The following is an 11,638-nucleotide window of genomic DNA, read 5'->3' as shown; positions in this document are numbered from 1 at the left end:
TACCCCAGCGAACAGCAGGACTGGGAACCACCCGACTGGCCACCCCACCTCCCGGCCACCGGCACACTCCCGGCCGCGGGCGAAGGACTCGACGTAGGCCCGCCCGCGGACGAAGTACCGGGCCAGGGTTTGCCGGCGGACCCGGACTGGGATCCCGAACTGGACCTGCCCGCGGACCCGGGCTGGAATTGCGACCTGGAACTGGCCCCGGACCCCGACCGGGACCCCAACCTGGAACTACCGCCGGACCCCTTCCCGGACTGGGACCACTTCCCTTCCGGGCACGAATTCCCTGCCGCGGACACGGACGATCCCTGCTGGCCAGCGCCCCCGAGGACCCTTTCCCGGACTCGTTCCTAGTCCTCCATGCGACTAAGCAGCCGGAAGCCTGCTGCTGGCTAGCGGCTATCGTCCGGGCTGCATCCCCCGGACGGCAGTGCCAGTTCGAGGTGGAGAGACGGCCGCGGACGGCACGGGCAGCAGGCTCAGGGTGTGTCGGACGAGGAGGCGTCAGCGGCCGGCGACCTAAAGCGTTCCCACGCTGACTGGCGGGTCATGCCCAATGCAGCGCCAATGCGTGCCCAGCTGATACTTCTTTGCCGGGCGGTCTCCACCCACGCGCACAGCCGGTCCTCGACTTGTGCGGCGACGGCGGAAATTTCCGGCAGGTGGGCGAGCAGCGCTTCATCAGTCATTCCCGCCCACGGAGCCTCTTCCGGTGAACTGTCCGTGCCGCTCAAGAGCCTGATGGATGACCTGGCGCAGTCCCCACAGATGGCGACACCCGGACCTGCCACCAGACGACGCATACTGCTGGCTGATTTTGCACAGAAGCTGCACATCATCGGGCCCGCAAGCGGCAGATCGGTATCCACGGCATTCTCCTTGCGCACGTTGGCTGACAATGTTCAGTCTAGTTGTTGACATGTCAGGGGTTGCCTGACAGATTGTCAGGCGTGACCTTACATCCAGTTGCAGATCCCACAAGCCGGCCGCCCGGTAAAACACCACTAATGCGGCTTGCTGCTTTTCGGAAGCTGTGGATGGCCAGCGCGTTGGAAGGGCTGGGGGATGAGGCAACCCGCGTCATGATCCCGATCATTGCGGTCTCGATGCTTGGTGCCGGCGCCTGGGAGGTGGGAATCATCAACGCCCTGGGCCTGAGTGCCTTCCTTGTCCTGGGCGTCCCGATCGGCGTCTGGGTGGACAGGCTCAGCCGACGACGGCTCATGATCGCCGCGGACGTGGCCCGGGCACTGGTGGTCCTAAGCGTTCCGGCGGTCTTCGTGACGGGTGCAATGACGATCGGGCACCTGCTGGTCTGCGTGGTGCTGATCAGCGTCGCCGACGCCGTGTACACCACCGCCCATGGAGCCTTCGTCCCTTCCGTGGTGGACCGGGAGCAGATCAGCGACGCCCACGCCCGGCTGCAATCGTCCGCCAGCCTGGTCGCCGTCGGGTCCCCGTCCCTGGCGGCGGCTCTGCTCAGCGTCATGGCAGCACCGTTCGCCCTGGTGACGGCAGGGATCTCCTACGCCTTATCCGGCCTGACCCTCACCGGCATCCAGGTCGGCGAGGACATCAAAACCTCCCCGGCACGAGGAGGGTTTCTGGCCGGCAGCACGGGCCGGGTTGTCCTTCACCATCTACCACCCGGTGCTCAGAGGCCACTTCCTGTCCGGCATGATCCTCAACGCGGCCACCATGATCGGCAGCGCCGCCACGGCGGTCTACGCTCTGGGCGTCCTAGGGCTCAGCCCCGCTGTTTTTGCTCTGCTTGGCTCCTTCGCCGCCCTGGGCGGCTTGGCGGCCTCCTTCGCCGGGCCGGCCCTTCTGAAGCTTTGGGGCATCGGGAGGACCAGGATTCTCGCCGGAGTCGCCTGCGTCCCGGTAGTCGCACTGACGCCCCTGGCGGCGGTCCTGCCCTGGTTCCCGGCCCTCTGGCTCGGCGCGTCCACGTTCGGGTGGGCCTTCCTCGTCGTGGTCATGTCGGTGGCTGGTGCCGGCATCATCCCGCGCATCGCTCCGGCCCACCGGCTAGGAATCGTGATGGCGAGCAGCCGGCTCTTCGTCCTCGGAATCATGCCGCTCGCCAGCCTGACCGGGGGGCGTCTTGGCCTCATGGATGGGTGTCCAGCCCGTGCTCTGGATCTGGGCCCTGCTCGCCGGCGCCTCTGCTGTCCCGATCGTTTTTTCGCCAATGCGGATCTGGCGTGAGATTCCGGCGGACTTAGACGGTGGCGCCCGCCTCGTTACCGGCTGACTCCCGCCGAGGTATCAATCACAGGCCCGAGTGGCGTGCGCGCAGCGCCACAGCCTCTTCGGCGACGCCCAGCAGCCTGCGGGCGGACTCGTCCCAGCTGAAGTCCGCTGCGCGTTCCACCGAGCGGCGGGACCGGGCCTTCCACAGGTCCGGCTCCTCAAGCTTCCGGACCGCAACGGCGAACTCCGCCGGGGAATCGGGGTGGACGTAGCTGACGGCGTCGCCGCCCACTTCGCGGAAGATGGGGATGTCGCTGGCGATCACGGGCGTGCCGTGGGACATGGCTTCAACGAGAGGCAGTCCGTAGCCCTCCGCCCTGGACAGGCTGATCAGGGCCGTGGTGCGTCCCAGCATGGCCTCGTACTCGGCGTCGGTCACGCCGTTGTGGAAGACGATGTCGGCGCCCGCCGGTGTCAGGGCCTCGAGCTCGGCCCGGCGATCGGGGGTGATCCGGCTGAGCAGGTGCAGGGTCATGTCCGGGAGATCCGCCATGCCCCGGATCATGGTCTCGACGTTCTTGTACGGCATGAAGGAACCCATGTACAGCAGCGTCTTGTCCGCTCCCGCCCCGGGGTCCCGCGGCGCGTGGCCGTGCTGCGGGGCGTTGCCGACGATCCGGACGGGGCGCCGGGTGAGCCGGTACTTCGAGATCAGCGCGGCGGTCGTGGAACTGATGGTGGAGACGACGTCGGCCCGGTTCAGCAGGAGCCGCTGCGGCCAGAATGCCTTGTGGTACAGCCGCCAGAGGACCCGGACCGGGGCCGGAAGGAAACCGGGAGGTGCCGGGTGTTCGTAGTAGATCAGGTCATGCAGGGTCAGCACCAGCGCGTACTTCCGGCCCCAGCTGCCCATGGTCTGCATCGGGCACACCACGACGTCGGCTCCGAGCTTGTTGACTCTGCCCGCGACGAACAGCTCGGCGGGGGACAACGGGCTGTTGATCAGGGTGTATGGCACATCCGGAAGCAGGGCCAGCTGGCGGACGTCGCTGATCAGCATGGAGACATCGGCGATTCTTGCCGTCGCCTCGATCAGGCTGGAACCGTAGCGGCTGATGCCGTCATGGTGGTCCTGCCGGGTGAAGCGGGCATCGATGAGGATTTTCACGCGGAATGGTCCTTCAGGAAGCGGCGGATAAAGCCCGCGGCGGGTTCCGGGGTTTCGTAGTGGATCAGGTGTCCGACGCCGGGGATGACGTCGAGGTGCGCGTCCGGCAGGAGGGCCAGCAGTGTGTGCTGGTCCGGCAGTGCGGCGATCTCGTCCTTTTCCCCGGCGATCAGCAGCACGGGAAGGGTCAGGCTGCCGGCCACTTCCGCCACATTGCTGCCGACCGAGGCCTTGAATGCCTCCAGCAGGCTCTCGCGGTCCGCAAACGCGGAGAAATAGGCGCTGTGCTGGGCATGGACAAAACGCCGGAGCTGTTTGTCCCGGGTCTTTGCCATCGTCTCGCTCATGACCCGGACAATCAGCTGGCTGCGCAGCAGGCCCTGCCCCAGCCGGCGGGGAAGGCGCGCGGCGGCTTCGTAGTACAGGACGGCGAGCTTGGTCATGAGCCCCTTGGGCCCCTCCAGGGCGGGAGCGGCGATCGGGTTGACCAGGATCAGCTCGGAGACAGTGCCGGGGTGCGCCGCCACGTAGTGGCCCGCGACAATGGAGCCAAAGGAGTGGCCTAGCAGGACCGTGTCGGGCCCCAGACCCAGGGCACCTATAAAGTCCGAGACGAACCGGCCGTAGCGCTCAACGCTGTGTTCGGCGCCGACGAAGGCGGCAGAGCTGCCGAAGCCGGGGAGGTCGGGCATGATCAGCCGCATCTCGGGGAGCTGGTCGGCTACCCGGAGCAGGCCATGGTGGTCGCCCCGGAAGCCGTGGATGACCAGGATGGTCCGGGTCTCCGGCGTCACCCGGACCGGCTCATAGCTCCAGTACGCGACCCTGGTGCCCTCAAGGACGACCTCGGAGCCATGGGTGCGGGCCCCGAGCCCGGCGCTGAACAGGGGAGTGGTGGAGGAAGGCTCGGTGGCCACGTGTTCCATTCGATAAGTCCTAGTTGACTGAGTCCGGGTGGGAGCCGGTGCGGAAGCCACGTTCCAGACCGGCCAGGGCGTCCATGGCGGCGTCGTCGAGGCTGAAGCCGAAGACGTTCAGGTTTTCTTTGATCCGGGCGTAGGAGCTCGCTTTGGGGATGGTGACGTTGCCGAGCTCGATATGCCAGCGGAGGATGATCTGCGCGGGGGTCCTGCCGTGCGCCGCGGCGAGGTCCAGCACCAGCGGATCCTGCAGGACCTGGCCGCGGCCAAGCGGGCTCCACGCCTCGGTGGTGATTCCGAGTTCGCCGTGCAGGGTGCGCAGCTCCTGCTGCTGGAGCCAGGGGTGCAGTTCGATCTGGTTGACGGCCGGGACGACTTCCGCGCTCTGCAGCAGACGGTCCAGGTGGGCCGGCTGGAAATTGGAGACTCCGATAGCCCGCGCCCTGCCCTCCCGGTACAGCGTCTCCATGGCGCGGTAGCTCTCGGGATACAGCCCGCGCTGCTGACAGGGCCAGTGGATCAGGTACAGATCCACATATTCCAGTCCGAGGTTGGACATGGACGTGTCGAAGGCGCGCAGGGTGGCGTCGTAGCCCTGGTCGTCGTTCCAGAGCTTGGTGGTGACAAACAGGTCCTCGCGCGAGAGCGAGGGGGAGGACTCGCCGGATCCGCCGCGGGCGTCCTCGGGGCTCACGAAACTCGACAGCGAGCCAATACCCCGGCCAACGCCTGTCTCGTTGCCGTACATGGCCGCGGTGTCGAAGTGCCGGTAGCCGGCCTCCAGCGCCATGGTCACAAGTCCGGCGGCGTCCTCAGGGGGCACCTTATAGAGTCCGCACCCCACCTGGTCGATCAGTACTCCATTGTTGAGGCTGAGGCGCGGCGAGGGTTTCATAGCATCGACTTTACCGACTCCTCCGGCGGGACTGCCCACGGCGGGCCGGTTCAGGACAAGCCGTCGAAGCTGACCAGGCGCCGGGCGCTGGCCTCGTCGAGGATCAGGTCGGTGGCCAGCCCCGCGGCAAGGGCGCCGCGCAGGCCGTTGATCTTGGAGGCGCCCGACACGACACAGATCCGACGGCGGACCTGGCGCAACTGGGCCAGGTCCGGGCCGGTGGAGCGTTCGTTGAGGGTGATGCCGTCCGAGGAGCCGTCGGCCCGGAAAAAGACGGTGGCCACATCGCCCACGACGTCGGAGGAGGCCAGGACCGCCAGGTCGTCTTCGTCGAGGTAGCCGCCCGCGTAGACGTGGCTGGGGTAGTCGGCGTCGACCGAGCCGACGCCGAAAATGGCGATGCTCATGCGGGCCTGCAGTTCAAGGACCCGCTGCACACTGCGCTCATTCCACATGGCCCGTTTCGTCGCGGCGTGGTCGAAGAACGCCGGGACCGGGAACTGTTCCACCCGCGCCCCGTAGGCACTGCCAAAGCGCCGCATGATGTCGGAGGCGTAGGTGATGCCCGTGGTTTGCATGTTGCCGGCCCCGTTGAGCTGGACGATCACGCTGTCGTGGGTGATCTTCCGGGTCAGGTGCCGGCTGACAGCGCTCAGGGTGGAGCCCCACGCGACGCCGATGATGGCGTTGGAGTCGACCAGCGGGCCGATGGTGCGCGCGGCCTGCATCGCCACGCGGTCCAGTGTTTCCGCCTCATTCAGCGTGTCCACCACCGGAACGACGTGCACATCGACCTTGTATTCGGCGCGGATCATGCTCGCCAGTTCGGGGCCCGTGTCCAGCGGACTGCGGATCTGGATCTGCACCAGCCCCGATTCCCGGGCCGAGGAAAGCAGCCGGGACACGGTGGACCGGGACGTGCGGAGCTCGCGGGCGATCGCGTCCATGGTCAGGTCTTGGAGGTAATACAACTGGGCCGCGCGGAGGGCGTCGGAGCTTCGTGAGGGCGTCATTCCATTTCCGTTCTGCACGTTTGTGCATAGTGCTTGACTCCATTTTCCATTAGTCCAAAGAATAGTGTTGAACGGTGGCGCGCCACGTGGCGCGCCGCACAGGACTAAACCCAGAGGAGCAGTTCTTGGGACAGAAGGATTCAGCCCGCAACCAGGCGTCGGCCGGCGAGCGAGCATCGGTGCAGAAGCTGCGGACGCGGCCCCACGCCCAGGTGCTGATCATCGGCGGCGGCATCAACGGAGTGGGCACGTTCCGGGACCTGGCCCTGCAGGGTGTGGACGTCGCCCTCGTAGAGCGCGGTGACTACTGCCAGGGGGCCAGCGGCGCCTCCTCACACATGATCCATGGCGGCATCCGCTACCTTGAGAACGGCGAGTTCCGCCTCGTCCAGGAATCGGTGGTGGAACGCAACCGGCTGCTGCGCATCGCCCCGCACTACGTCAAACCGCTGCAGACCACCATCCCCATCTTCAGCACCTTCTCCGGCATCCTCTCCGCTCCGCTGCGTTTCCTGACGCACAAGCAGCAGGGCGCCCCCAAGGAACGCGGGGCATTCCTGATCAAGCTCGGCCTGAGCTTGTACGACTTCTTCTCCCGTGACGGCGGAACCGTCCCCCGCCACCAGTTCCGCGGCCGCAAGCGGGCCCTGGCGGAACTGCCGCGCCTGCACCCGGGCATCAAGTATGCCGCCACGTATTTTGACGCCTCCGTCCACAACCCGGAGCGACTGACCCTGGACGTGCTCCAGGATGGTGAGAAGGCCGGCACCGCGGGCCCCAGCGACGCCCGTGCCAGCAACTACCTCTCCCTGGTCTCCGTCCGGGACGGCGCAGGACCCGGGCGTACCGGAAGCACCGTGGAACTTCGCGACGAGCTCACCGGTGAAGTGTTCCACTTCTCCGCGGACGTCATCGTCAACACCACCGGCGCCTGGGTCGACCAGACCAACCAGGCCATGGGTGCGGCGTCGGCGTTCATGGGCGGCACCAAGGGATCGCACATCGTGCTGGATCACCCGGAGCTGCTGGCCGCCTGCAACGGCCGCGAGATCTTCTTCGAACACACCGACGGCCGGATCGTGCTGATCTACCCGATGGGGGACCGGGTCCTGGTGGGCACCACCGACGTCGACGCCGACATGGCCGAGGACGCGGTGTGCACCGAGGCGGAGATCGATTACTTCTTTGACCTGATCGGCCACGTCTTCCCGGACATTTCCGTGGACCGGGAGCAGATCGTCTACACCTTCTCCGGTGTCCGCCCGCTGCCCAGGCACGACGCCACCCAGCCCGGCTTCGTCAGCCGCGACTACCGGATCGAACGCCGCGCCGGCGCCATACCGGGCGCTGGAGCAGGACAGGGCGGCGGCGCCGTCGTGCTCAGCCTCGTCGGCGGAAAGTGGACCACCTTCCGGGCCCTCGCCGAACACCTGAGCAACGACGTCCTCGCCGAATTGGGGATGGAGCGGAAGGTCTCGACGGCGAAACTCGCCATCGGCGGCGGCGCCGGATTCCCGGACAGCGACGACGGCGTGCAGCGCTGGATCAAGGCGCACATGGCCGCCGGACGCGACGCGGACCGCGCGGCCGGACTGCTGACCCGCTACGGCACCCGCGCCGAGGAAGTCATCGGCTTCCTCGACGGCACCCCGGGAGCCGCCCCGGACCGGCTCCTGCACTCCACCCGGGAACTCAGCGTCCGCGAGCTGGAGTTCATGGCCCGTAACGAGCAGGTCGGCCACTTGGTCGACGTACTGATCCGCCGCACCTCCCTCGCCTTCCGGGGGCTGGTGACAGGCGAGCTGCTGAACGAGGTTGCCGACATTCTCTCCGGCCCGTTGGGCTGGGACACGGCGACGCGGTCGTCGGAGATCACCCACGCTCAGGAGGTGCTCAAGCGGTTCCACGGCGTCCAGGTCCACAGCCTGGTCGCCTGATAGACCTCGGCGCCCGGACGGGGGACGTCCGGGCGCAAGGACTGCGTGGTCCTCTCGGGGACCGGCGCAGTGGCCGGCCGGCGGCGCCAGCACGTTGCCGGCCCAACAGCCCCTCAAACCCGCGAGGGCTGACAACAGAAAATAGAGGAGTCAAAGATGTCTCTCGGAATTGTTTTCCTGTCCGAAGTATTCGGTACCGCAATGCTGACCCTGCTGGGTTGCGGCGTTGTGGCAAACGTTGCACTCAAAGGCACCAAGGGCAACAACGGCGGGTTCCTGATGGTCACCTGGGGATGGGGCATCGCCGTCTTCTGCGGCGTCTACGTTGCCGCCATGTCCGGGGCCCACCTGAATCCCGCCGTGACCTTCGGCCTGCTGCTTAATGGCAAGAAGGAGTACGCACCGGGTGTCCCGGTCGACTTCGCCTCCACCCTCACCTACTTCGGCGGTGAACTGCTCGGTGCTTTCCTCGGCGCCGTGGTCATGTGGCTGGCCTACAAGCAGCACTTCGACGCCGAGCCGGAGCCCGCCAGCCAGCTGGCGGTGTTCTCGACCGGTCCGGCCATCCGCTCCACCCCCTGGAACCTGATCACGGAGATCATCGGCACCTTTGTCCTCGTCTTCGTCATCCTGACCTTCGGCGGGACGCCCTCGGGGCTCGGCCCGTTCGCCGTGGCCCTGCTCGTTGTCGGTATCGGTGTCTCCCTCGGTGGCCCCACCGGCTACGCCATCAACCCGGCCCGTGACCTTGGCCCCCGCATCGCCCACGCACTGCTGCCCATGAAGGGCAAGGGCTCCTCGGACTGGAGCTACTCCTGGATCCCGGTCGTCGGACCCCTGGTCGGCGGCGGCCTCGCCGGCCTCGTCGCAGCAGTCGTGCCGATCATCGCCACCGCAGCCGCCTAACCCACCCGCTACGCACTCATTCAACTCCCAGCCCAAGACAAGGACGTCAACATGAACCAGTACGTAATCGCCATCGACCAGGGCACCACCAGCACCCGCGCCATCGTCTTCGACCACAGCGGCAACATCGTCTCCTCGGGGCAGATGGAGCACGAACAGATTTTCCCGCAGGCAGGCTGGGTGGAGCACGACCCCGCCGAGATTTGGAACAACACCCGCGAGGTCATCGCCTCCGCGTTGTCCAAGGCAAACCTGACCCGCCACGACATCGCCGCCGTGGGCATCACCAACCAGCGTGAAACCGCGGTTGTCTGGGACAAGACCACCGGCAAGGCAATTTATAACGCAATCGTCTGGCAGGACACCCGCACCCAGCCGATCGTGGACGAGCTGGCCAGGGACGGCGGACCCGAGCGGTTCAAGCAGAAGGTCGGCCTGCCGCTGGCCACTTACTTCTCGGGAACCAAGATCAAGTGGATCCTGGACAACGTCGAGGGTGCCCGCGCCAAGGCTGAGGCCGGAGACCTGGTGTTCGGCAACACCGACTGCTGGGTGCTCTGGAACCTCACCGGCGGGACCGACGGCGGCGTCCACGTCACGGATGTCACCAACGCCTCCAGGACCCTGTTCATGGACCTGGAGACGCTTTCCTGGGACCAGGAGATCCTGGACGCCTTCGGCGTTCCGGCCTCCATGATGCCGGCCATCAAGTCCTCCTCCGAGGTCTACGGCACGGTGCACACCTCCCAGCTGCTGCGCGAGGTCCCGGTCGCCGGCATCCTCGGCGACCAGCAGGCCGCAACGTTCGGCCAGGCCGCCTTCGACGCCGGTGAAGCCAAAAACACCTACGGCACCGGCTGCTTCCTCATCTTCAACACCGGTGAGGAAATCGTCCACTCCAAGAACGGGCTGCTGACGACGGTCGGCTACAAGCTCGGCGACGCCGCACCGCATTACGCGCTGGAAGGTTCCATCGCCGTGACCGGTTCGCTGGTGCAGTGGCTGCGGGACAACCTGGGTATGATCAGCAGCGCCCCGGAGATCGAGACCCTGGCGGCCGCGGTCGAGGACAACGGCGGCGTGTACATCGTGCCCGCGTTCTCCGGCCTGTTCGCACCTTACTGGCGCTCCGACGCCCGCGGCGCAATTGTCGGCCTGACCCGCTTCGTGAACAAGAACCACATCGCCCGCGCGGCGCTGGAGGCCACCGCCTTCCAGACCCGCGAGGTCCTCGACGCCGTCAACGCCGACTCGGGTGTGCCGCTGACGGAACTGAAGGTCGACGGCGGCATGGTCGCCAACGACGCGCTGATGCAGTTCCAGGCGGACATCCTCGGCGTTCCGGTGATCCGGCCCAAGGTCGTGGAGACCACTGCCCTGGGCGCCGCCTACGCCGCCGGCCTGGCCGTCGGCTTCTGGAAGGACCTCGGCGAGTGCTCGGCCAACTGGTCTGAGGACAAGCGCTGGGAGCCGCGGATGGATCAGGCGGAGCGCGAGCGCCAGATGCGCCTCTGGAAGAAGGCCGTCACCAAGTCCATGGACTGGGTCGACGAGGACGTTAAGTAGCCTTTCCGCGCCCCTCCGGGGACACGAAGAGCCCCGGCCAGCCTTGCTGGCCGGGGCTCTTCCAGTGTGCCGCCGGGGACGGAGGCAACAGGTCAGTCCTGGTGCCGGTTAACGGGGATCCACTTCGACGGCGCGCGGCGTCTTCGCGTACACGTCCTTGCTGACCTTGTAGGCGCGCCTGTCCAGTTCCAGCGCCTGCTCATTGACCTTCTTGAGTTGCGCATCGCTGAGCTGGCGGATCTTGACCAGGTCCATGGTCTCCTGCTGGTCACCGCCTACGGCAGTGACCTTTACGAGCCCGGTGCCGGCGGAGTAGAACTTCCGCTGGTGCCCGGCGGAGGGCGGATCCAGCGGGTTGAACTCGTCGATCACCAGCACATCGTCATAGCACCCGGTCGGGACGCACACGTGCTGGTTCGTTTTGAACACGTCGCCGCAGTCCAGGAAATCGACCTGGGGGGCATACGCCTGCACGTACGCAGGTGTGCCGGTCCGCGGATGGGCCTGCATGGCGGTCCCAGCCTGCGCCTCGGCGATCCCGCTGATGAAGGTGCTCGGCGCACCCACAAACTTGCCGTTCTCATACTCCTCCGGATACTCGCCGAAGAGCCAGACGTTGTTGTCTTCCGACTGGGCGAAGAACGCCAGTTCGGATTCGGCCAGTTCGCCGTCGGAGTAGTCCCGGTCCCACATCACCCGGGTGTTCACCCCGTCGATGACTTTGGTCAGGCCGGTGACGGTATGGACAACCTTGTGAGCGCTGGTTCCGTCCGCCGATGTGACCGTTCCGTCGGTGGTGTACTGCATCCCTGGCTTCAGCGGAAACCACTTGTTGTTGATCTGCGGCGAGTCAGGGAATTCCCAGGGATCGAAGTCGATCGCCGAGCCGCGTCCGCAGAGTTCCTTGGGACCCGAAGCGGCGGTGGCTGCAGCCGCCGTCGTGACCGTCAGCGTCGCCAGCACCAGCAGGACTGCGGAGCCGTACGCGGTGAAGCGTTTTCCTGGTAGAGCCATGTCACAGGCTTCTTTCT

Annotated in this window: 10 protein-coding genes and 1 pseudogene; 5 read left to right on the top strand and 6 right to left on the bottom strand. The window is 66.7% G+C overall.

What is annotated here, in order from left to right; all coding sequences use genetic code 11:
• Positions 1 to 360: pseudogene (locus QK291_RS04360) on the top strand (hypothetical protein); the annotation flags it as partial.
• A gap of 125 nt (positions 361 to 485) precedes the next feature.
• Here the strand turns inward: QK291_RS04360 and QK291_RS04355 are convergent.
• On the bottom strand, positions 486 to 875 hold the full coding sequence (locus tag QK291_RS04355) for a ClpX C4-type zinc finger protein (protein WP_282379457.1): 390 nt from the start codon (positions 873 to 875) through the stop codon (positions 486 to 488).
• Positions 876 to 1,632: 757 nt separating this feature from the next.
• Between QK291_RS04355 and QK291_RS04350 the strand changes: the two genes are divergently transcribed.
• Positions 1,633 to 2,217 carry a hypothetical protein gene (locus QK291_RS04350; RefSeq protein ID WP_282379456.1) on the top strand — a complete coding sequence of 195 codons (585 nt, stop codon included), beginning with the start codon at positions 1,633 to 1,635 and terminating at the stop codon, positions 2,215 to 2,217.
• Positions 2,218 to 2,281: 64 nt separating this feature from the next.
• On the opposite strand, the gene QK291_RS04345 is transcribed toward QK291_RS04350, so the two are convergent.
• From QK291_RS04345 to QK291_RS04330, 4 genes are read right to left on the bottom strand one after another with little or no spacing between them, the layout of a single operon-like run.
• Entirely contained in the window at positions 2,282 to 3,370 is a 1,089-nt protein-coding gene (locus QK291_RS04345; RefSeq protein ID WP_282379455.1) for a glycosyltransferase family 1 protein, read from the bottom strand.
• Positions 3,367 to 4,296, bottom strand: a complete 930-nt coding sequence (locus tag QK291_RS04340) for an alpha/beta hydrolase (RefSeq protein WP_282379454.1) — start codon at positions 4,294 to 4,296, stop codon at positions 3,367 to 3,369. The genes QK291_RS04345 and QK291_RS04340 overlap by 4 nt, the downstream gene beginning before the upstream one ends.
• Before the next feature lie 10 nt (positions 4,297 to 4,306).
• Positions 4,307 to 5,185, bottom strand: a complete 879-nt coding sequence (locus tag QK291_RS04335; RefSeq protein ID WP_282379453.1) for an aldo/keto reductase — start codon at positions 5,183 to 5,185, stop codon at positions 4,307 to 4,309.
• Between the two features lie 50 nt (positions 5,186 to 5,235).
• A complete protein-coding gene (locus tag QK291_RS04330) occupies positions 5,236 to 6,198 on the bottom strand; it encodes a sugar-binding domain-containing protein (protein WP_282379452.1) in 963 nt (320 codons plus the stop codon).
• A 125-nt stretch (positions 6,199 to 6,323) separates the two neighbouring features.
• Here QK291_RS04330 and QK291_RS04325 point away from each other — a divergent pair, with 125 nt between their 5' ends.
• The 3 genes from QK291_RS04325 (at position 6,324) to glpK (ending at position 10,607) form a co-directional block, all read left to right on the top strand.
• Complete coding sequence (locus tag QK291_RS04325; RefSeq protein WP_282379450.1) at positions 6,324 to 8,135, top strand: glycerol-3-phosphate dehydrogenase/oxidase; 1,812 nt, start codon at positions 6,324 to 6,326, stop codon at positions 8,133 to 8,135.
• 156 nt (positions 8,136 to 8,291) lie between these two features.
• A complete protein-coding gene (locus QK291_RS04320) occupies positions 8,292 to 9,041 on the top strand; it encodes an MIP/aquaporin family protein (protein WP_282379449.1) in 750 nt (249 codons plus the stop codon).
• A gap of 51 nt (positions 9,042 to 9,092) precedes the next feature.
• A complete protein-coding gene (gene glpK, locus QK291_RS04315) occupies positions 9,093 to 10,607 on the top strand; it encodes a glycerol kinase GlpK (protein WP_282379447.1) in 1,515 nt (504 codons plus the stop codon).
• Between the two features lie 108 nt (positions 10,608 to 10,715).
• Here glpK and QK291_RS04310 read toward each other — a convergent pair whose 3' ends face one another.
• Complete coding sequence (locus QK291_RS04310) at positions 10,716 to 11,621, bottom strand: hypothetical protein (protein WP_282379445.1); 906 nt, start codon at positions 11,619 to 11,621, stop codon at positions 10,716 to 10,718.
• Between the last annotated feature and the right edge of the window lie 17 nt (positions 11,622 to 11,638).

The sequence above is a fragment of the Arthrobacter sp. AL12 genome, from assembly GCF_029960645.1.
Classification (GTDB): Bacteria; Actinomycetota; Actinomycetes; order Actinomycetales; family Micrococcaceae; genus Arthrobacter.
Note: the sequence above shows the minus strand (reverse complement) of the source record. Positions and strands in the feature narration are given on the sequence as shown.